The sequence below is a fragment of the Azospirillum terrae genome (genome assembly GCF_053470425.1).
In genome coordinates this window covers 355,694-374,946 of sequence record NZ_JBPXMR010000001.1, presented here as the reverse complement: position 1 = coordinate 374,946, position 19,253 = coordinate 355,694, and the positions used below count along the sequence as shown (strand labels likewise).

General features: G+C 68.9%; 17 protein-coding genes. 8 read left to right on the top strand and 9 right to left on the bottom strand.

The genetic code is table 11. The features are described 5' to 3' along the window. Positions 1–11: 11 nt before the first annotated feature. Positions 12–554, bottom strand: coding sequence for a hydrolase (locus ACSVDD_RS01690; protein WP_448187556.1), 543 nt, complete (start codon positions 552–554; stop codon positions 12–14). A gap of 212 nt (positions 555–766) precedes the next feature. Here ACSVDD_RS01690 and ACSVDD_RS01685 point away from each other — a divergent pair, with 212 nt between their 5' ends. The 3 genes from ACSVDD_RS01685 (at position 767) to ACSVDD_RS01675 (ending at position 5,048) form a co-directional block, all read left to right on the top strand. Next, on the top strand, positions 767–2,332 hold the full coding sequence (locus ACSVDD_RS01685) for a DEAD/DEAH box helicase (RefSeq protein ID WP_448187555.1): 1,566 nt from the start codon (positions 767–769) through the stop codon (positions 2,330–2,332). A 3-nt stretch (positions 2,333–2,335) separates the two neighbouring features. Further along, on the top strand, positions 2,336–2,578 hold the full coding sequence (locus ACSVDD_RS01680; protein WP_448187554.1) for an Lrp/AsnC ligand binding domain-containing protein: 243 nt from the start codon (positions 2,336–2,338) through the stop codon (positions 2,576–2,578). A gap of 184 nt (positions 2,579–2,762) precedes the next feature. Next, the gene (locus tag ACSVDD_RS01675) at positions 2,763–5,048 is read left to right on the top strand and encodes an LPS-assembly protein LptD (protein WP_448187553.1); all 2,286 of its coding nucleotides are present in this window, start codon (positions 2,763–2,765) and stop codon (positions 5,046–5,048) included. A 7-nt stretch (positions 5,049–5,055) separates the two neighbouring features. Here ACSVDD_RS01675 and ACSVDD_RS01670 read toward each other — a convergent pair whose 3' ends face one another. Next, positions 5,056–5,586: a D-glycero-alpha-D-manno-heptose-1,7-bisphosphate 7-phosphatase gene (locus ACSVDD_RS01670; protein WP_448187552.1), complete on the bottom strand. Its 531-nt coding sequence runs from the start codon at positions 5,584–5,586 to the stop codon at positions 5,056–5,058. 224 nt (positions 5,587–5,810) lie between these two features. On the opposite strand from ACSVDD_RS01670, the gene ACSVDD_RS01665 reads away from it, so the two are divergent. Further along, positions 5,811–6,536, top strand: coding sequence for a hypothetical protein (locus tag ACSVDD_RS01665; protein ID WP_448187551.1), 726 nt, complete (start codon positions 5,811–5,813; stop codon positions 6,534–6,536). A gap of 4 nt (positions 6,537–6,540) precedes the next feature. Here ACSVDD_RS01665 and ACSVDD_RS01660 read toward each other — a convergent pair whose 3' ends face one another. The 3 genes from ACSVDD_RS01660 to ACSVDD_RS01650 are packed head-to-tail and all read right to left on the bottom strand — an operon-like array spanning position 6,541 to position 8,557. Further along, entirely contained in the window at positions 6,541–6,873 is a 333-nt protein-coding gene (locus ACSVDD_RS01660) for a YdbL family probable chaperone protein (RefSeq protein WP_448187550.1), read from the bottom strand. Further along, entirely contained in the window at positions 6,870–7,106 is a 237-nt protein-coding gene (locus ACSVDD_RS01655; protein ID WP_448187549.1) for a YnbE family lipoprotein, read from the bottom strand. The genes ACSVDD_RS01660 and ACSVDD_RS01655 overlap by 4 nt, the downstream gene beginning before the upstream one ends. Beyond that, on the bottom strand, positions 7,103–8,557 hold the full coding sequence (locus tag ACSVDD_RS01650) for an intermembrane phospholipid transport protein YdbH family protein (RefSeq protein ID WP_448187548.1): 1,455 nt from the start codon (positions 8,555–8,557) through the stop codon (positions 7,103–7,105). The genes ACSVDD_RS01655 and ACSVDD_RS01650 overlap by 4 nt, the downstream gene beginning before the upstream one ends. A gap of 148 nt (positions 8,558–8,705) precedes the next feature. Here ACSVDD_RS01650 and ACSVDD_RS01645 point away from each other — a divergent pair, with 148 nt between their 5' ends. Then, the gene (locus tag ACSVDD_RS01645) at positions 8,706–9,254 is read left to right on the top strand and encodes a peptidylprolyl isomerase (protein WP_448187547.1); all 549 of its coding nucleotides are present in this window, start codon (positions 8,706–8,708) and stop codon (positions 9,252–9,254) included. A gap of 336 nt (positions 9,255–9,590) precedes the next feature. Here ACSVDD_RS01645 and ACSVDD_RS01640 read toward each other — a convergent pair whose 3' ends face one another. Next, on the bottom strand, positions 9,591–12,245 hold the full coding sequence (locus tag ACSVDD_RS01640) for a serine/threonine-protein kinase (RefSeq protein ID WP_448187546.1): 2,655 nt from the start codon (positions 12,243–12,245) through the stop codon (positions 9,591–9,593). 217 nt (positions 12,246–12,462) lie between these two features. On the opposite strand from ACSVDD_RS01640, the gene ACSVDD_RS01635 reads away from it, so the two are divergent. Further along, positions 12,463–13,365 carry an aldose 1-epimerase gene (locus ACSVDD_RS01635; RefSeq protein WP_448187545.1) on the top strand — a complete coding sequence of 301 codons (903 nt, stop codon included), beginning with the start codon at positions 12,463–12,465 and terminating at the stop codon, positions 13,363–13,365. A 3-nt stretch (positions 13,366–13,368) separates the two neighbouring features. On the opposite strand, the gene ACSVDD_RS01630 is transcribed toward ACSVDD_RS01635, so the two are convergent. Further along, positions 13,369–13,878 carry a hypothetical protein gene (locus ACSVDD_RS01630; protein WP_448187544.1) on the bottom strand — a complete coding sequence of 170 codons (510 nt, stop codon included), beginning with the start codon at positions 13,876–13,878 and terminating at the stop codon, positions 13,369–13,371. A 27-nt stretch (positions 13,879–13,905) separates the two neighbouring features. Next, the gene (locus ACSVDD_RS01625) at positions 13,906–14,826 is read right to left on the bottom strand and encodes a hypothetical protein (protein ID WP_448187543.1); all 921 of its coding nucleotides are present in this window, start codon (positions 14,824–14,826) and stop codon (positions 13,906–13,908) included. 327 nt (positions 14,827–15,153) lie between these two features. On the opposite strand from ACSVDD_RS01625, the gene ACSVDD_RS01620 reads away from it, so the two are divergent. Continuing rightward, the gene (locus ACSVDD_RS01620; RefSeq protein ID WP_448187542.1) at positions 15,154–17,667 is read left to right on the top strand and encodes a circularly permuted type 2 ATP-grasp protein; all 2,514 of its coding nucleotides are present in this window, start codon (positions 15,154–15,156) and stop codon (positions 17,665–17,667) included. Between the two features lie 7 nt (positions 17,668–17,674). Further along, positions 17,675–18,538, top strand: a complete 864-nt coding sequence (locus ACSVDD_RS01615; RefSeq protein WP_448187541.1) for a transglutaminase family protein — start codon at positions 17,675–17,677, stop codon at positions 18,536–18,538. A gap of 31 nt (positions 18,539–18,569) precedes the next feature. On the opposite strand, the gene ACSVDD_RS01610 is transcribed toward ACSVDD_RS01615, so the two are convergent. Then, the gene (locus ACSVDD_RS01610; protein ID WP_448187540.1) at positions 18,570–19,166 is read right to left on the bottom strand and encodes a HupE/UreJ family protein; all 597 of its coding nucleotides are present in this window, start codon (positions 19,164–19,166) and stop codon (positions 18,570–18,572) included. Positions 19,167–19,253: the final 87 nt, after the last annotated feature.

The window sequence follows — 19,253 nt, the reverse complement described above, 5'->3', positions numbered from 1 at the left end:
TGATCAGCGCGCTATTTGATCAGTGCGCTCAGGGCCTTGAACTCCGGCGTGCCGGCGCGTTGCAGCCATTCGAAGACGACCATCTCGGTGGTGACGATCTCCACACCGTTCTCGCGCATGCGCTCGATGCCCAGTTCGGCATTGCCGGGCGCGCGGGATGAGGTGGCGTCGGCGACGATGTAGACCTTGCGCCCCATGCCCCGCAGGCCGAGCGCCGTCTGAAGCACGCAGACATGCGCCTCCATGCCGGTCAGCACGATCTGATCGCGCCCGAAGGCGTCCAGGCGCTGCATGAAGCCGGGCTCGCCGGTGCAGGAGAAGTGGATCTTCTCGACCACCGCGCCGGCCGGCAACCGCTCGCGCACGGCGGGGACCGTGACGCCCAGGCCCTTGGGGTACTGCTCGCTGGCGAGCGCGGGGATGCCGAACTGGCGGGCCGAATCCAGGAGGATTCCAACGTTGCGGACCACGCGGTCATGCGCGTGCACGGCCGGCGCCAGTCGCTCCTGCACATCGACGACGACGAGCGCCGAGCGTTCCGGGGACAGCAGCATGGAAATCCTCCTTGTTCTGGTTGCCTGGAACGGTATCCCAGGGGCGCCATGCCGCCAACCCGTCCTTCCGGATGGGCCTTTGGCGGGACAAATCGTCAGGCTGCGGCCACAGACTTGTTGACAGCGTAGGTCGACTTCATATTCTTCGCTCCCATCTTGATCGTTTGGCCTCGCGGCCAAGGCTTTTCGCTCTCCAGACAGAAACCGGGTGAATGCTTTTTTCTGAAATTGGGCTTGGATCTGACGTCCTCCGGGCAATCGAGGACAAGGGTTACACCACGCCGACGCCTATTCAGGAACAGGCCATTCCCTGGGTCCTGCAAGGTCGGGACGTCCTGGGCTGTGCGCAGACCGGCACCGGCAAGACCGCCGGTTTCACGCTGCCGATGATCGACATCCTGGCCAGCGGCCGGGCTCGGGCGCGCATGCCGCGCTCGCTGATCCTCGAGCCGACTCGCGAGTTGGCGGCGCAGGTCGCCGACAGCTTCGAGATGTACGGCAAGTACCACAAGCTGAACATGGCACTGCTGATCGGCGGCGAGCAGTTCACCGAACAGGTGAAGAAGCTCGACCGCGGAGTCGACGTGCTGATCGCCACGCCGGGCCGCCTGATCGACCTGATCGAGCGTGGCAACATCATGCTCAACGACATCAAGATCCTGGTGATCGACGAGGCCGACCGCATGCTCGACATGGGGTTCATCCCCGACATCGAGCGCATCGTCGGCTTCCTGCCGAAGATGCGGCAGACGCTGTTCTTCTCGGCCACCATGCCGCCGGAGATCCGCCGCCTCGCCGACGCGTTCCTGATGAACCCGCGCGAAGTGACGGTCGCCCCGCCGTCCTCCGCGTCCGAGACGGTGACCCAGGCGCTGACCATCGTGCACGAGGCGGACAAGCGCAAGGCGCTGCGCCATTTGCTGCGCACCGAGGACGTCAAGAACGCCTTCATCTTCTGCAACCGCAAGCGCGACATCGCGGTCGTCCAGAAGTCGCTGGAAAGCCACGGTTTCAACGCAGGCGCGATGCATGGCGATCTGGTCCAGTCCAAGCGCACCGAGACGCTGGACGCCTTCAAGCGCGGCGACATCACGCTGTTGGTCTGCTCCGACGTGGCCGCTCGCGGCCTCGACGTGCAGGGCCTCAGCCACGTCTTCAATTTCGACGTGCCGATCAACGCCGAGGACTACGTCCACCGCATCGGTCGTACCGGCCGTGCCGGCCGCTCGGGCCGCTCCTTCACCATCGCGACGCCGGACGACGGCAAGCAGGTGGCGGCAATCAACCGGCTGATCGGCAAGGACATTCCGCTCATCGCCATCGACGGGCTGGAAAGTCCGCCGTTCGACGAGGAGGGTGGCCGCGACCGTCGCCGCCGTGGCGGCGGCAAGGGTGAGCCGCGCCGCGAAGGCCGCGAGCGCAGCGGACGCGGCCGCGACCGTGGTGGCGAGCAACGCGCGGAACGTCCCGACCGTCCGGAGCGCGTCGAGCGCGAACGTCCGGAGGCCGTCGCCGCCGAGCCCATGGCTCAACCGCAGCCGTCGGCCCAGCCGCAACCGTTGCGCGCCGAGCCCCCGCCGCCCCGCCGCGAGCGTGACCACGACCGCGACCGTGGCCGTGGGGATCGCGACCGGGATCGTGATCGTGACCGCCGCCGTCGGCGCGACGAGGATGATGATGTTCCGGTCGTCGGTTTCGGCGACCACATGCCGGCGTTCATGCAGCGTCTCGCCCGTCCGCGGCCGGCGCCCGCACCCGAGCCCGGCCAGGAGGGCTGAGCCGTGCAGACGATCTTCGTGATGGTCAAATGCGACCTGGGCAAGGCCTACGGTGTGGCGGACCACGCGGTGCAGGATGTCGAACAGGTGTCGGAGGTCCATTCGATCTCCGGCCAGTACGACCTTCTGATGAAGTGCTATCTGGCGCAGGACACGGACATCGGCCGATTCGTCACCGAGAAGATCCAGACCCTGCCCGGCGTGCGCGACACCTTCACGCTGATCACCTTCAAAGCCTTCGCCTGACCCCCAAAGGACGGCTGGAATTGGGCCGCGACCGCGGCCCCGCGCCCCCATGGGCGCGAAGGCAAGGCCCCGGATGGGGCCGCCCGCCGTCTGAGGGAAAAGAAAAGTTGCCACAAAGTCGCGGTCCTTCGGAAAATCCCTGAAACCGTTGACTTGGCGGCATGGTTACCCCAAACGTTCCGGCATGTCCCGCTCGCACAGCCGGCCGTCCAGGCCCCGCCGCAAGACCCCCACGACGAAGCGCCAGCAGCGCAGCGTTGCCCTGTTCTCCAGCCTCATCGGGTTGATGGTGGCCTGTGGCGTGGCGACGGCTGCGCCCGGTCAGGCGCAGGCGCCGACCACCAAGGACGAGAAGCAGCCGGTGCTGCTCTCGGCCGATCAGGTGACCTTCGACGAGGAGCAGAGCCTCGTCACGGCCCGCGGCAACGTCGAGCTGTCGCAGAATCTGCGCACTGTGCGCGCCGACACCATCACCTACAACCGCCGGACCAAGGTGGTGACGGCGACGGGCAACATCCGCATCGTCGAGCCGTCGGGCGACATCCTGTTCGCCGACTACGCCGAGTTGACCGACGACATGCGCGACGCGTTCGTCGAGAACCTGCGCGTGCTGATGACCGACAACGCCCGCATGGCCGGCAACGAGGCCGAGCGGCGCGGCGAGCGTCTCCTGCGTGTCGACCGCGGCGTCTACAGCCCGTGCGAGCTGTGCCCGACCGACCCGACCCGGCCGCCGCTGTGGCAGATCCGCGCCGTGCGCATCGTGCACGACAAGGAGGAGCACGAGGTCCGCTACAAGGACGCCGTGCTGGAGATGTTCGGTGTGCCGGTGGCCTACACGCCCTACCTGTCGCAGCCCGACGCGACGGTGGACCGCAAGAGCGGCTTCCTGACGCCGCTGATGGGTGTCAACAGCGAGTTGGGCATCTTCTTCCGGCCGCGCTACTACATCGACATCGCCCCCGACCAGGACGCGACGGTCGAGGTCGGCGGCTTCACCAAGCAGGGCCTGCTGCTGGGCGGCGAGTACCGCAAGCGCTTCGAGCGCGGCACCCTCATCGTCAGCGGCAGCGGCGCCCAGGGCGAGCTGCCCAACGGCCTCGACAACCCCGCCGCCCCGCGCGAGAACAAGTTGCGCGGCCATGTGTTCGCCCGTGGCCTGTTCGAGATCGATGACGTCTGGCGGGCCGGTTTCAACGTGCGGCGCGCCAGCGACGAGACCTACCTGCGCCGGTACTACGATTTCCGCGAGGACTTCCTGACCAGCCGCGCCTTCGTCGAGGGCTTTCGCGGCCGCAACTACGCCGCGGTGAACGCCTACAGCTGGCAGGATCTGCGCTACCGCAACCCGGTCGAGGAGCCGATCGTCGGCCCGCTGGCGGTGTACAACGCGCTGGGCGAGCCCGGCAGCCTGCTGGGCGGGCGCTGGTCGCTCGATTCCGGCATCCTGTCCCTGTACCGCACCATGGGCACCACCACCCGGCGCTTCCACGTGCAGCCGGGCTGGCGGCGCGAGGTGGTCTCGAACATCGGTTTCGTCACCACCTTCGACCTCGGCGTCCTGGTCGCCGGCTACGACGCCAGCCACTTCGACCGCCCGGACACCGCAGCGGTCGAACGCGGCCCGACCGCGCGCATGCGCCTGTTCCCGCAGGGGCAGGCGACGGTGCGCTATCCCTTCGTCCGCTATGGCGAAAGCTCACAGCAGCTCATCGAGCCGATCGTCGCCTTCACCGCCGCGCCGCGCACCACCAACGACCCGGCCATCCCCAACGAGGACAGCCAGGACGTCGAGTTCGACCAAGCGAACCTGTTCATGGGCAACCGCTTCCCCGGCATCGACCGGGTGGAGGGCGGGATGCGCGTCACCTACGGTCTGCGCACGGCCATCTATGGGAACAGGCAGGGGTCGGCCAGCCTCTTCCTCGGCCAGAGCTACCGGTTCAACCGCGACACCTCGTTCCCTCTCGGGTCGGGCCTGGTGGAACGCCGCTCGGACTATGTCGGCCGCCTGGATCTGTCGCCAGCCCCCTGGCTCGACATGAACTACGGCTTCCGCGTCGATCAGGAGTCGCTGCGTTTCCGCCGGCACTCGCTCACCGCCACGGCGGGCGCTCCGGTGCTGAGCGTGTCCACCGCCTACACCTACCTGGATCAGACGACCGACCCCTTCGCCGTCCAGCGCGCCGAACTGGAGCAGGTGACCATCGGCGTCAACTCGCAGTTCGCGCCGCGCTGGTCGGTCGGCGTCAACCACGTCCAGTCGCTGCGCCCGGAGCCGGGACCACGCACCGCGGCGGCCCTGCTGACCTATCAGGACGAGTGCTTCACCTTCCAGACCATTGCGCGGCGGGATTTCACCAACGTGGTCGGTGCCACGAAGGACGGCAACACGCTGTATTTCCGCTTGGTCTTTAAGAACCTCGGCGAATTCCGCTCGCCCAGCCTCGGCGGCCTGATCGGGGGCTGAAACCGGCTTAGAGCAGCGCTTCGACTTCGGCGAGGCTGGCCACCACATGGTCGGCCTCGCCACGCCCGGCCGTCTCGCCATGCCCCAGCAGGACGCGGGTGCCCACCCCCGCCGCGCGCGCCGCCGCCATGTCGGACGGCTGGTCGCCCAGGAACAGCGAGCGTGCGAGGTCGAGGTTCAGGCGCCGTTGCGCCTCCAGGATCATGCCGGGGTTGGGCTTGCGCCAGAAGCTCTCGCGCACGTACGGGGCGACGGTGCCCGCCGTGTGGTAGGGGCAATGGAAGATCCCCGCCAGCGACACGCCGTGCCGCTCGAACTCCCCGGCCATCCAGCGGCTGAGCGCGTGGAACTGGCTTTCCGAGTAATAGCCGCGGGCGATCCCTGACTGGTTGGTGACGACGGCGACACGGTAACCGCGATCCACCGCCCGGCGCGCCAGCGCGAAGATGCCGTCGAGGAACGCGAAGTGCCCCACTTCGCAAACATAGCCGTGGTCCACGTTGACCACCCCGTCACGGTCCAGCAGTAGGGCCTTCATCGTCGCTCCGCCATCGTCGCTCCACGCGTGCCGCACGCTGCGGCATTCCTAGCACGGCCTGGGTGTTCCGCGGCAAGCGGACCGTGATCCCTGTCGGACATGCCCCCCCTCAACGCCGATAGGGACGCCTATGGGGTTGAAACGCGCGGGCGATGCCGCTAGCCATTAGTCCCCGCCCGCGGCCTTCCGATGCCGCTCCGCCCCCTTGGACCTGTCGACAGCCCATGCCCCTCGGCCGAAACGATTACGAGCAGCGCTACCGGCGCCGATTTCTTGGCGGCTTCGTCAAGCTTGGCCTGGTGGCGGCCATGCTGCTGGGCACCGGACTGTTCGCCTACCAGATGGGCGTCGAGCAGATGAAGGGCCGCGACGCCAGCCTGCGCGAGGAGGTTTCCACCCTGTCGCGTCAGAAGGCGGAACTGGAACTGCTCGCCGGCCAGATGCAGAACGCCGCCAAGGCCGCCGAGGCCCGCGCCGCCGACGTCGAGGCGCGCCTGAAGCGCGACGTGCCGACCGGCGAACTGGCCCGCCTCGCCAAGCTGGTGGGCGAGCGGCTGACGGCCGGACTCGACCCGGCGCGCCTAGCCTTCGTCATCGAGCAGGCCCAGACGCAACGCAACTGCCAGCAGCCGGACAGCAAACGCTTCATGCTGCCGACGCCGCTGCTCAAATCCGGCAATCGCTCCACCACCTTCGGCAACGGCACCATAACGGTGACCGGCGAAGGCATGTCGGCGCGCAACGCGCAGGGCCAGCCGGAGAGCTGGTACGATCCGGGCCAGCCCGTGCGCATCCGCATCGTCACCCAGGGCGGCAAGGAGACGGTGGTGGCCGGGCCGCTGCCGCTGCACCAGTCGGTGGTGGTCGACCAGACCGAGCACCGGTTCACCTTCACGGCGGGGCCGCGGTCCTACGTCGAGGTGACGGCCGACCGCTGCCCCTTCCCGTAAGGCGTTATTTCTTCACCCACCGGCCGGCGGACAGCACGTATTGGCCGGACGGCGTGCGGTCGATGAGCTGCTGGCCGGCGACCGCCTGCACCTTGTCCACCGACGTGCCGTTGGACGCGGCGATGTCGCGGTAACGCTGAAGGCGCTGCGCGTTGACCTGATCGGCGAGGCCCTGCACCGCAGCGGGGGCGCCGGGAACGACGCCGACCAGCCCATCGGGCCGCTCGCCCACCTGCCCGGCCTGCTTGGCGCCGGCCAGCGGGTCCTGCGCCGTGGCGGGCACGGCCAGCCCCAGCATCGCCACCAGTGCGAGAAGCGGTGCAAGCAGCCGTCTCATGGTGTCTTCCCCTTGGGCTTGGAGGGCGTGAGGCCGAACAGCGCCGGATCGTCCTGGATGGCCTTGTCCAGATCGCGTTCGACCTTCACCCGCACCTCTTGTTCAATCTTGATGTTCAGGTTGATTTCGATGGGCTTGTCCGGCGCCTCGATCTTCACGGTCGGCGCGCAGGCGGCGACCGCGGCCATCGCAAGGACTGCCGCCGCACGGCGCAAGGTCGTGTCCGTCATCATGGTCCTTTTCCCTGGAATTCCAGCATGCGGTCGCGCACCGCGTCGGGGATGCGGTACGTGTCGAGCCCCTGGCGGAGAATTCGGTCGAGCGCACCGCTCACCTTAAGGTTCAGCGCCACCGGATGACCACCGTAGAATTCCGGGTTGGCGCCGTGGACGCTGAGCCCCACCCGCATTTCGCCGCCCGCCTCGCCATCCACCGTGACCCTCAGGCTCTCGTAACGGAAGTCGGTCAGCGCACCCAGCAGCATCGCCGTCGGGCTGCCCGGATCGCCCTTGAGGGCGGCCGGCGGCTGGTCCGGGTCGTAGCGCAGGCTGCCGGGGGCGTCCACTTCCAGCACGCCGCCGTCAAGGCGAACGCTGCCCTTGGCAATGCGCACCGGTAGCACGCCGTGCAGCCGTCCGACAGCGTCCAGCCCTTCGACACTGGCGGACGCCAGCACCGTGCCGAGATCCAGATTTTCCGCCTCCAGCTCGATGGTTCCCTTCGGCGACTCCAGCGCGATCTCGAACGGCCTGGCGCGCACCAGCCCGCCGGCCCAGTGCCACTCGGCACGGTCCACGTCGAGGATGCCCCGGCGCGTCAGGCCGAACTTCACAACCCCATCGGTGAGCGGCAGCCCGACATCCAGCAGCTTCACCGCCAGCGTCTGCCCGGCGGGCAGCACCGGCGGCACGAGGTTGGTCACGTGCAGCACGCCGCTCAAACCGCTGACGCTGACCGGACCGAGCGTTCCGGCCACCGCCTCCAGCAGCACTTCGCCCTTGGAGGTGACGGCACCCGCGGCCGTCCACGCCAGTTGCCCGCGCCCGGAGAGTTTGCCAGCGGTCGGGGTCACCCCGCCCGCGTCGCGCGACGCCAGCAGCGCCGGGTTGGGGCCGCCTTCGCGGAAGGCGATGGGGCGCAGGCGCACATCCGCGCTCCCGGCGCCCTTTGCAAGGTCGTGGGTGCCCTTGGCCTCCAGCGTCACCCCATCGGGTCCGCTCGCCGTCGCGGTGAAGGCGAGCGCGCCGCCGGCCGGGCGCAGGACCGCGGCCACCTCGAAGGTGCGCGGCCCGCCGGGCGTGTCCAGCACCAGCCGGCAGTCCTCGACGACCAGTTCCCCGATCGGCAGGGCAGCCGGCAGGACCGGTGGACCGCTTCCACCCGCACCGCCGAATCCGCCGGCCGGAAGGCGCACCGTCGCGCCGGACAGCGTGATGCGCTCGACCCGGCCGCGCAGCACACGCCCCAGCGGGTGCCGCACGGCGACCCGCACATCCACGCCGGCGAGTCGCAGCGTCGCCCGGCTCTCGGTCAGCCCCAGCGAGGTGACCTGGACTTCGGCGTCCGCCATCCCGCCACGCCGAAGCGCCTGGGTCAGGGCCGCGCCGAGCAGATCGGGCAGTGCCACCGCCAGCACCGCAACCGCCGCTCCCACCGCCACCAGCCACAGCCAAGCCCGCCGCACCCGTCGCTCCATTGCATCGCCCGCGTTGGTGAACACCGCCCAGCCGCACTATCTTCCCGTGGGCGGTTTCTTGTGGAACGGCGGCTAGGCAACCGGCGATGTTTCCCCTATCGTCCGCCGGCTGCATCGGCACATCGGAGAGTTTCGCATGTTTCGTTTGGTGCGCATCGTCATGATGGCGCTTATTGGCGCCTTTCTTATCGCAGGGGAGGCTCTCGCCTTGGATCCGGAAAACACCCTTTATCTCGACCTGAAGGATGGTCGCGTCGTTATCGAGATGCGCCCCGATCTGGCTCCCGGCCACGTCGCCCGCATCAAGGAACTGGTTCGGCAGGGCTTCTACGACGGCGTCGTGTTCCACCGCGTCATCGACGGCTTCATGGCCCAGACCGGTGATCCGACCGGCACCGGCGCCGGCGGCTCGGGCAAGAAGCTGAAGGCCGAGTTCAACAACGAGCCGCACGTGCGCGGCACGCTGTCCATGGCTCGCGCGCAGGACCCGAACAGCGCCGACAGCCAGTTCTTCATCTGCTTCGCGCCGGCCCCGTTCCTCGACCGCCAGTACACGGTCTGGGGCAAGGTCACCGAAGGCATGGAGTTCGTCGACATGATCAAGAAGGGCGACCAGGGCCGCAACGGCTCGGTCAAGGACCCGGACAAGATCATCAAGCTCCAGGTCGCCGCCGACGCCAAGTAACACTGCCGCCCCCACCGGCCACGCCGTTCGCCGAGGCGATGGGTGTGGCCGGTGGGGGGCCGGCTCTACGGCGTTTTGCGCGTGGGTTGAAAACGGCGCGCTTGCTTTTGCCGCCCATGTGTCATAGGATGAAAATCCTCGCTGGAGAGGCGCGTCCGCGTGGTGCGGAACGAATGGAACACCCTCTGCACACTGTTCCATAGTGTTCCACAGCGTTCCATCCACCACCGCCGCCCTAACCAAGCCGTTGTGCTTTTCAACAAAACTCTGGATCGCTGCGAATCGCCGATGAAAGGCCGGCGTTTCACGCCGAACGGGACACCCCTTTGACGACCGTCATCCCATCGCGGCGGTGAACGCCTTCAGCAGCTCACGCATGGTCTGCGGGCGATCCTGCCAGCGCATGGCGAGGCCGCTCATCAGCACCTTCTCGAAGGTCGGGGGCACCTGCACGCCGATGGCCGTGGGCTTCGGCACCACGTCGTTCATGAAGCGCCCGGTGGCGTCCGGCGGCGGCTTGCCGGTCAGCGCGCAATAGACGGTGGCGCACAGCGCGTAGACGTCGGTCCACGGCCCCTGCTTGCCCTCCAGGGAATACTGCTCCGGCGGCGCATAGCCGGGCTTGAGGATGACCGTCAGGTTGGCCGCCTGCCCCGCCGCATGGCGCGCGGCGCCGAAGTCCAGCAGCTTGCGCTCGCCCGACGCGGTCAGGAAGATGTTGTCGGGGCTGATGTCGCGGTGGATCAGTCCCTGGTCGTGCACGGTGTGCAGCGCCTTCATGATCGGCGCCATGACGGCCAGCACCCGACGGCAGTCGAGGCGGCCGCCGCTCTCGGCGATGTACTTCTTGAGCGTGCCGCCCTCCAGCAACTCCATGACGATGTAGGCGGTGCCGTTCTCCTCGAAAAAGTCCTGGATGCCGACGATCTCCTTCACGTCGCGCAGGCGCGCCAGCAGCCGGGCCTCCTCCAGGAACTTGCCGAGGCCGGCGGTGAAGCCCTTGGCGTGCTCGTCGGAGAAGGCCGCCACCTCGGCACCGCCGGGGAGGCGGGAAATGAGGTTGGCGGGGTAGTATTCCTTCACCGCGACCTTGACGTGAAGCCGCTCGTCCCAGCCCAGGTAGGTGGCGCCGAAGCCGCCCTGCCCGAGAATCCGGCCGACGCGGTAGCGCGTCTGCAACGGCGTGCCGGGCATGAGGTGAATGCCCGGACGGCCGTCCGTCCGCTTGGGATAACCGCAGATGGCGCAGGGCTCGGCCGGCAGCTTCTGCTCGAAGCAGCTCGGGCACAGCGTGTCCTGAAGCGGCGGCGGCGCTGCCGAGCGCGGTGCTGCGACGGGCCGGGCGGGCGTTGGGGCCGGATCGGCGGCGATGGCCGGCAGTGGATGCGCCACGGTCGGCGCGGTCGCGACCGTCGGCACAGCGGGAGCAGCGGCGGGGATGCCGGCGACGGCCAGCGCCACCGGCTGTGTCAAGCCGCTGGGCGGCGGTGCTTGGCGCAGCTTGTCGAGCAGTTCGTACAGCCGCCGCACTTCGGCCTGCGCCACCTCGCTGTTCTGCTGCGATATCAGATCCTGCTGGAACTGCGGCTGCTTGGCGATTTCCAGGATGTGCTGGCGCAGCAGCGGATACGCCCCGTCCTCGCGCACCAGGCCGGAGGTCGCCAGTTCGGCCAGCCGGATGACGCGGCGGCGCAGCATGGGTTCCACCTGACGCAGGCGGTGCACCAGCCGGCCGCGTTTGGTGAAATCGTCCACCACGCAGCCCAGCCGGCCGGCCAGCCGGGCGCGGGCCTCGTCGGGCAGCGGCGAGCGGCCGAGCGCCTCGACCGTGGAGACGATGGATTGGCGGACGAGATCAACGTCCGGCGACTGGACGATGACGTTCTCGATCAGCAACTCGTTGCCGAGCGCCGCGTCGATGGATTCGACGATGTCCGGCCGCAGGCGCTCTCCGGCGGGAGCGCCGGCCACGGCGATCAGGTAGCGGATGCGCGCGAACAGGTCGCTCTGCGTCTCGGCGACGGCGAGGACCGACTGGCGGAACGCCGTCGCACCACCTTGTTCGAGGCGGCGCGAGTAACGGACGGCCAGCGCCTCCGCCATGGGTGATTCGCCGACCACGCCCTCACGGGTCAGCAAATGGCTCATGATCGCGTTCAACAGTTGGGCATCCTCCGCCGGAGTGCGGCCGAGCGCCTGCGGCGCCCGCAGGATGCGGCGGACGCGCTCGAGCACTGCCGCGCGCGCCTGCGGCAGCTTGCCCTGCCGGAACATGGCGTTGAGCAGACCGATGCGGTTCGGCCCCAGCGTCGAGCCGACCGTGGTGCGGCCGAGCAGCATCTCGCAGAGGTTCAGCACCATGCTGCCGAGCGTCATCGTCGAGCCGTACAGCTCCTGCACGGCAACGCCGGAGGACAGGATGTCGGCGAAGGCGCCGTCCACCGCCGCACTCAGGCGCTCGTCGCGCTCCCATTGCAGCAGTTCGTTCAGCCGGTCGAACTTGCCGGACCACGACCGGCGGACCGACAGTTCGAGGCCGAGCGCCACGCGCAGGTCGTACTCGATGTCGCCGGTCGGCGACTTGCCGGCCTCCATGGCCATGACCTGCTCGACCATCGGACGGGACTTCGGCAGGTCGGCGAAGGCGATCTGGGCGGCACGGGCCTTGGCCTGCGTTTCGATCACAGCGTTCTGGATCGCCAGACGGCGGGTCCGCGCGTCCTGCCCCGGTGATCGCGCCTGGGCCGCCGTCACCTTGATCAGCGCGTTCTCGACCAGTGTGCCCTGTTCCAGCAGCGCCTTCAGGTGCTTGAGGGAATGGATGATTTCGGTCGGCGTCAGGATGTGGGAGTCAAGGTACTGGCGCAGCACGATTCCCATCACGGAGCGCCCGAGCGGCCCATGGTAGTCGGCCAGCGTCTGGCAGACCTCGGCTTCGTCCAGGGAGCCGAGGGTTGCGGGGGCTGGCCGTGGTGCTGCCTTTGGCTCCATGATCCTGAATGAATGTTACGTGTGTCGCCCCCTGGACGCACCGGGGTATGCGCCATTTTGGGGGATATGGGTAAACCGCCCGTATACTAGAGAGCGCTCCGCAAGAAAAATACCTTCAATTTTCTGCACTGCGGCGCCTTCCCTTCCCTTCCCGCGGCGCGTGTGCGATAGCTGGTCGGGGAACACTCCCGGACCGCGCAACGAACGAGCGTATGCCATGACCGACACTCTCGGCCCGGTCGTGCTCCGGCATGGCACGATGGAATGCATGGTATGCCCGCGCGTTGGGGGCTCCATCGCCCGGCTGACGCTGTGGGGTGAGGACGGCCCGATACACCTCTTGCGCCCGGCGCCCGGCACGGCTCTCGACGGCGGTTCGGCCGCCGACATGGGCTGCTTTCCGCTGGTGCCGTTCTCCAACCGCATCGCCGGCGGACGCTTCCGCTTCGAGGGAACGGCGGTAGAGTTGCCGCTCAACCATCCCGCCTGCCTGCACCCCCTCCACGGCCATGGTTGGGAAACACCGTGGACGGTCGAAGCGCAGGATGATTCGTCACTGCGCCTGTCCTACCGGCACGCGGCGGACGCGTGGCCGTGGAGCTACCGGGCGGTCCAGAGCATGACGGTGCACGCCGATGGGCTGGAGGTTCGGCTGGAATTGATCAACGAGAGCGACCGGACGATGCCCGCCGGTCTCGGCCTGCACCCCTACCTGCCCAAGCCGCCTGGCACGCGGCTGACCGCCGCGGTGGGGGCGGTGTGGCTGGGCGACGCCACGCTGCTGCCACATGAGCGCGCCCCAGTGCCGCCGTCGTGGGGGTTTCCGGACGGGCGGGTGATGGACGCGGTCGTGGTGGACAACGGCTTTACGGGATGGGACGGACGCGCCGCCATCGACTGGCCGCAGTGCGGCCGCCGGCTGGTCATCGAGGCGGACCCAGTGTTCGGCCACCTCGTGGTCTACGCGCCGGAGGGCGAGGATTACCTGTGCGTCGAGCCGGTCACCCACATGACCGATGCCGTCAACCATGTCGACGAGCCCGACGCCGGCCTGTGCGCGCTGCCGCCCGGTGAGTGCCTAAGCGGGTCGGTGCGGCTGCGGCTGGACGCGCTTCGGTAACGCTTACCGGCAGCGCACGAAGGTTGCACCGAAGGCGAGGGGCTGCTCCAGGCGCAGCGCCACGCGGTCCAGGCGCGCCGTCTCTCCGGGCTCCAGGCGCAGCGTTCCGCGCGGTGAGGCGCCTTCGCCGGCAAAGCTCACGCCGTCGGACGGATCGCTGCCGGCGAAGGTCACGCGACCGTCCACCGGCAGCGCCTCGATGCGCGGGTCGCGCAGGGCGAACTGGCCGTCCTTGGCGATTTCCATATACGCGGTGCGGCAGTCGTCGATGGGGCGCCGGGTCGCCGGGTCGGCCTTCGCCCACCGGCCGTTCAGCGCAGCCACCTGGACCGCCCGCCGCGCCGTCGCCGGAACGCTGCGCTGCGGCGGCAGCTTGAGCGGAGCCGCCTCGGTGATGGTCAGCGGTAGCGGGCGCAAGCCGTCGCTTTCCGCTTTCGGGGCGGACTCGAGGCTGGCCGCGCCAACAGAGCCGGCGACCAGTGTCATCAGGAACGAGAGAGCAGGGATGCGCATGAAAGCACTCGCGAAAAGGCGGGACGCTCAGGTTGGGAAGGCTTCCAGGACGCTTTTCACCTGCCGCTGGAAGTCCGGGTCCGAGCGGTAGCGCAACAGGACCGTCTTGTCACGCTGGACGTAGAACATCATCTCGTCGCGCGACGGCAGCGACCGCGGATTCGGCTTGTCCAGCAACTGCCCGCTCCAGTCGATGCGCGCCATGAAGTAGCAGGCGCGCGAGAAGAACATGAACAGCTTGTTGTCCGGCTGCAATCGCTCGCGTCGCAGCAGCGCATAATAGTAGTATTGCCGCCCGTGAAAATAGACAACATAAATGTTCTGTAAGGCAGCGAAGCGCTCGTCGGGGCTGTTAACGTTCTTGATTTGACGTTCCAACTTGAAGCCCGCGTGAAAGTACTCCTTTGCCTCTTGCTCGAAGGAAAAGGCGGTGCCCTTCACCGATCCCATCTGCTCGCCGTATTTCTTGAGGATGCGACTCATCAGCAATTCGAGGAAGCGGCGCTCGCTGCCCAACTCGGAGGGGAGCTGCGGGATCATGTCGAGGACGTGCCGCAGATGGTAGGGATGGCGCACAATGACCACCGGCACCGCCTTGCCGCTCCGCCCCTGCGGTCCGCGCCGTTCCGCCCCCGTCACCGAGGGCGACACCGACGCGAGCACCGAGGCGATGGTGTCCTGGAGCTTCCAGCGCTTGCGCGCCGTCGCCGAGCCGCCGCCCATGTTCAGCCGGGAAAGAAAGCGCGCCATCTGGCTGCGCCACCCCTCCTTGGGGCGTTTGTGGGTTGGCAGGTTCGGGACCACCAGCGGGTTGCCCAACATGTCGGGCTGCGGCGGGAGCGGGTTGAAATTGAAGTATTTGCCGGTGACCAAGCCCCGCCCGGCACCCGGATCGGCCGCAGCCGAGGGCGTCTTGGACATCGATGTCTTGGCGGTCAGCAACGCCATGGAGCGGCCATATCTTCGCGAGCACCCCCGCAATTCAGACTACGACGTTGCAAGAGCGTCGACACCCTCGCGCCATCGCAACAATCGTTAACCTTGCCAGCCCTTCATTGACAGAAAAAACGTCTCGGTTCGCGCAACGATTGCCGACGCGTTGCCGGTGCGCCACGCACCGGCAACGCGGTGATCGGCAGCCTGCTCGGCGAAGCTGCTGGAGAATGACCAGACCGAACAGCTATGGACGCCGTCGGCCGAGGCCCCCCCTTGCAACGGCACCGGTGGGCGTCCACACTTCACCGTGGTGCGACACAGCCCAGCGGACGCCGCCTCTTGGCACATTCTGATTCCTCTTCCGTTGCGCAGGGCTCTCTGTTCGGCGAGGCCGATGCACTCGGCTACACCGCCCCCACCATCTACGACGAGATGGTAGATGGCCGCGGGCGCCTGCGCTCGCACTGGCAGACCTTCATGGGCTCGCTGGGCGGGCTTGATTCCGGCCGCATGGCCGAGCGCTGGGAAGAGGCCCGCCGGCTGCTTCACCAGAACGGCGTCACCTTCAACATCTACGGTGATCCGCAGGGCATGGAGCGGCCCTGGCCGCTCGACATGGTGCCGCTGCCGATCCCGCCCGCCGAATGGCAGGAGATCGCCACCGGGCTGGCGCAACGCGCGCGCCTGCTGAACGCCGTCCTCGCCGACGTCTACGGCCCGCAATCCTTGGTGCGCGACGGCGCCCTGCCCCCGGCGCTGGTCTATGCCGATCCGGGATTCCGCCGCGCCCTGCACGGCGTACCGGTGCCGAACGGCACCTATCTGCACTTTTACGCCGCCGACCTCGCCCGCGCGCCGGACGGGCGGTGGTGGGTGCTGTCCGACCGAACCCAGGCGCCAAGCGGCAGCGGCTACGCGCTGGAAAACCGCGCTGTGCTGACCCGCGTGCTGCCGGACAGCTTTCGCGCCTGCCATGTGGAGCGGCTGGCGCCGTTCTTCGCGACGTTCCGCGAGACGTTGGCTGGGCTCAACCCGCGCAACGGGGCGGCCCGCATCGTTCTGCTCACCCCCGGCCCCTACAACGAGACCTATTTCGAGCACGTCTACCTCGCCCGCCACCTGGGCATCACGCTGGTGGAGGGCGCGGACCTGACGGTGCGCGACCGGCAGGTCTGGCTGAAGACGCTGTCCGGGCTGGAGCCGGTGGACGTCATCCTGCGCCGCCTGGACGACGACTTCGCCGACCCCCTGGCACTGCGCCCCGACAGCTCGCTGGGTGTCGCCGGCCTGACCGAGGCGGTGCGCGCCGGCAACGTGGCCGTCGCCAACGCGTTGGGCAGCGGGCTGTTGGAATCGCTGTCATTCCGCCCGTTCCTCAACGGGCTGAACCGCCGGCTGTTCGGCGAAGATCTGGCATTGCCGCACGTTGCGTCCTGGTGGTGCGGGCAGGAGGCGGAGTGCCGCTACGTCCAGGACCATATGGCCGAGCTGATCGTCGCCCCGGCATTCCGCTCCCTCCCCTTCGAGCCGGTGCACGGCTCCGCCCTGTCCGACGCCGAGCGCGCCGATCTGGCAGAGCGCATCCGCCGCAGCCCGTGGGCCTATGTGGCGCACCAGCCCCCCGGCCTGTCCACCGCGCCGGTGTGGGAGGATGGGCACCTGCAACCGCGCCCGCTGGTGTTGCGCGTCTTTCTGTGCGCGACGGCCGACGGCTACATCGCCATGCCCGGAGGGCTGGCCCGCGTGTGCGCCGAGCCAGGGCGGCTGATCATCTCCATGCAGCACGGCGGCGGCAGCAAGGACACCTGGGTCCTCGCGCCCAACCGGCGCTCCGAGCCGGCGTCCCCCCGCCCGGCGCACGAGACGCGTTTGGTGCGCGCCGGCACCGGCGCCCTGCCCAGCCGCGTCGCCGACGGGCTGTTCTGGCTGGGCCGCTACGCAGAGCGCGCGGAGGGGGCGGTGCGCCTTCTGCGTGGCACCTACGGGCGACTGACCGACGGCAACCAACCGGGCGCCGCCGACGAGCTGACCGTGCTGCTGCTCCTGATGGCCCGCCTCAACGTCATCCCGTGGGAGCTGACCCGGCTGGGCAGCAGCCGAGGGCTGGAAACTGCGTTGCGCTCCGCCGTGTTCGACGAGATGCACCCCGGCAGCCTGCGCACCAACGTGCAGCGCCTGCACCGCGTCGGCTATGGGGTGCGCGACCGGCTGTCGCTGGACATGTGGCGGGTGATCTCGCAGCTCGACCGGCAGAGCCTGTGGCCGACCAAGCGCGTTGATTCGGCGGCGTTGCTGCTGCGCCTCGACGACGTGATGACGACGCTTGCGGCGCTGTCCGGGCTGGAGCAGGAGAGCATGACGCGCGGCCATGGCTGGCGTTTCCTCGACATGGGGCGGCGGATGGAGCGCGCCGTCCACATGGTGTCGCTGGTGCGCGCCACGAGCCTGCCTATGGACGACCGTGCGGACACCACGCAGGAGGCCGCGGCGCTGGAAGTGCTGCTGGAGCTTGGCGAGAGCGTCATGGCCTACCGCGAGCGCACGCTGGCTGAGATGAACCGCGGGCCGGTGCTCGACCTGCTGCTCACCGACGAGAGCAACCCGCGCTCGCTGGCCTTCCAGCTCGCGGCGCTGGAGCAGCACGCCGCGGCGCTGCCGCAGGCCACCGGCGAGGGCGGAGCCGCCGCCGTCACCGTCACCGCAGAGGCCCGTGCCGCGCTGCGCGGGTCGGAGGCGCTGCACCATGCCGAGCCGCTGCGCACCGCACTGGAGGCTTTGGCGCAGACGCTGCCCGAACTCTCGAACCTGCTGGCGCATGCCTATTTCAGCCATGCCTTCGCCCGTTTTGCGTGAGCCCCCCATGCGCTATCGCTGCCGCCATGTGACCCGCTACGACTACGGCGAGGACGTGCCGGTGTCGCACCACCTCGTCCACCTCCGGCCGCGCCCGCACCCACGCCAGTGCTGCCACGCTTTCGCACTTTGCGTCGGGCCGACCGCGGCGCTGACCTCCGATTACGAGGATTTTTTCGGCAACCCGGTCACCTATGTCTCCATGCAGGAGCCGCACCGGCAGTTGACCATCACCGCCGACAGCGAGATCGAGGTGTTCGATCCGCAGCCCATTGACCGGAACGCCACGCCGGCCTGGGAACGGCTGGTCGGCGCGCCGGGCGACCCGGCGACGGTGGCGCAGTTCGCCTTCAACAGTGCACTGGTGGAGGCGACGCCGGACTTGGCGGACTTCGCCCGGCCATCATTCGAGCCGGAGAGGCCGGTGGCTGCGGCGGCGTTCGACCTGATGCAGCGCATCCACCGCGACTTCACCTTCGACCCGATGGCGACGACGGTGGCGACGCCGCTGGCCGAGGTGCTGGCGAACCGGCGCGGCGTCTGCCAGGACTTCGCCCACCTGCTGATCGGCGGGCTGCGCTCCATGGGGCTGGCGGCGCGCTATGTGAGCGGCTATTTGCGCACGCTGCCACCGCCGGGCGAACCTCGGCTGGTCGGCGCCGACCTCAGCCACGCGTGGGTGTCGGTGTGGTGCGGCGGGGAAATCTGGCTGGACCTCTGCCCGACCAACGGGCGGGTCGCCGACCGGGACTACATTACGGTCGCCTGGGGCCGCGATTACGACGACGTCAGCCCGGTGCGGGGCGTCATCGTCGCCGGGACCGGGCACGGCCTGTCCGTGCAGGTGGACGTCGAGCCGATCGAGAAATAGGGGGCGCCGCGGCGCCCCCCTCCCAACGAGATCAGACCGCCAGCAAGGCGAGGCCGCTGGCGGCGACGGCGGCCCCGGTCAGACGGACCAGCATGCCACCCAGCTTGGCGACGGTGGCCGAACGGAAGCCGGCGATGCCCAGCAGGTGCAACAGGCCGGTGGCGGCAACGAAGCCGGCGGCGTAGAGGGCCGGGGCCGCCGCTTCCGGCGCTTCGGCGCCGTGCGCGTGGCCGTGGAACACCGCAAAGACGCCGACGATGGCGGCGCCCAGCCACACCGAGGGACGAACCGCGAGCGCGACCAGCGAGCCCAGCACGACCAGCGAGGCGGCAATGCCCAACTCGACGGACGGCAGCACCACGCCGTTCAGGCCCAGCAGGCCGCCGACCAGCATCATGCCCATGAAGCTCGCCGGCACGGCCCACAGTGCCCGGCCGCCGCGCTGCGCGGCCCACAGGCCAACGGTGACCATGGCGAGCAGGTGATCGACGCCGCCGAATGGATGCGCGAAGCCGTGCTCGAAGCCGGCGCCGTGCGCGCCGCCGGTGTGGGCTTGCGCCGCCCCGGCGAGACCGATCAGACCGGCGGCAAGGACCGCCCCAAGGGTACGCTGTGTCGTGTGGTGCATCGTTGCGCCTCTCCGATGTGCCCTTCGCTGGGCTTGTATGAAGTCCGCGGAATTTTTCATACGCGGGCGGAGCGGTCAACATCGATG

Bases quoted from the DNA above. Each gene is read 5' to 3' on its own strand.
- ACSVDD_RS01610 (WP_448187540.1), bottom strand. From the start codon at position 19,166: ATGCACCACACGACACAGCGTACCCTTGGGGCGGTCCTTGCCGCCGGT.
- ACSVDD_RS01665 (WP_448187551.1), top strand. From the start codon at position 5,811: ATGCCCCTCGGCCGAAACGATTACGAGCAGCGCTACCGGCGCCGATTT.
- ACSVDD_RS01640 (WP_448187546.1), bottom strand. From the start codon at position 12,245: ATGGAGCCAAAGGCAGCACCACGGCCAGCCCCCGCAACCCTCGGCTCC.
- ACSVDD_RS01675 (WP_448187553.1), top strand. From the start codon at position 2,763: ATGTCCCGCTCGCACAGCCGGCCGTCCAGGCCCCGCCGCAAGACCCCC.
- ACSVDD_RS01690 (WP_448187556.1), bottom strand. From the start codon at position 554: ATGCTGCTGTCCCCGGAACGCTCGGCGCTCGTCGTCGTCGATGTGCAG.
- ACSVDD_RS01655 (WP_448187549.1), bottom strand. From the start codon at position 7,106: ATGATGACGGACACGACCTTGCGCCGTGCGGCGGCAGTCCTTGCGATG.
- ACSVDD_RS01635 (WP_448187545.1), top strand. From the start codon at position 12,463: ATGACCGACACTCTCGGCCCGGTCGTGCTCCGGCATGGCACGATGGAA.
- ACSVDD_RS01630 (WP_448187544.1), bottom strand. From the start codon at position 13,878: ATGCGCATCCCTGCTCTCTCGTTCCTGATGACACTGGTCGCCGGCTCT.
- ACSVDD_RS01660 (WP_448187550.1), bottom strand. From the start codon at position 6,873: ATGAGACGGCTGCTTGCACCGCTTCTCGCACTGGTGGCGATGCTGGGG.
- ACSVDD_RS01625 (WP_448187543.1), bottom strand. From the start codon at position 14,826: ATGGCGTTGCTGACCGCCAAGACATCGATGTCCAAGACGCCCTCGGCT.
- ACSVDD_RS01645 (WP_448187547.1), top strand. From the start codon at position 8,706: ATGTTTCGTTTGGTGCGCATCGTCATGATGGCGCTTATTGGCGCCTTT.
- ACSVDD_RS01615 (WP_448187541.1), top strand. From the start codon at position 17,675: ATGCGCTATCGCTGCCGCCATGTGACCCGCTACGACTACGGCGAGGAC.
- ACSVDD_RS01685 (WP_448187555.1), top strand. From the start codon at position 767: ATGCTTTTTTCTGAAATTGGGCTTGGATCTGACGTCCTCCGGGCAATC.
- ACSVDD_RS01670 (WP_448187552.1), bottom strand. From the start codon at position 5,586: ATGAAGGCCCTACTGCTGGACCGTGACGGGGTGGTCAACGTGGACCAC.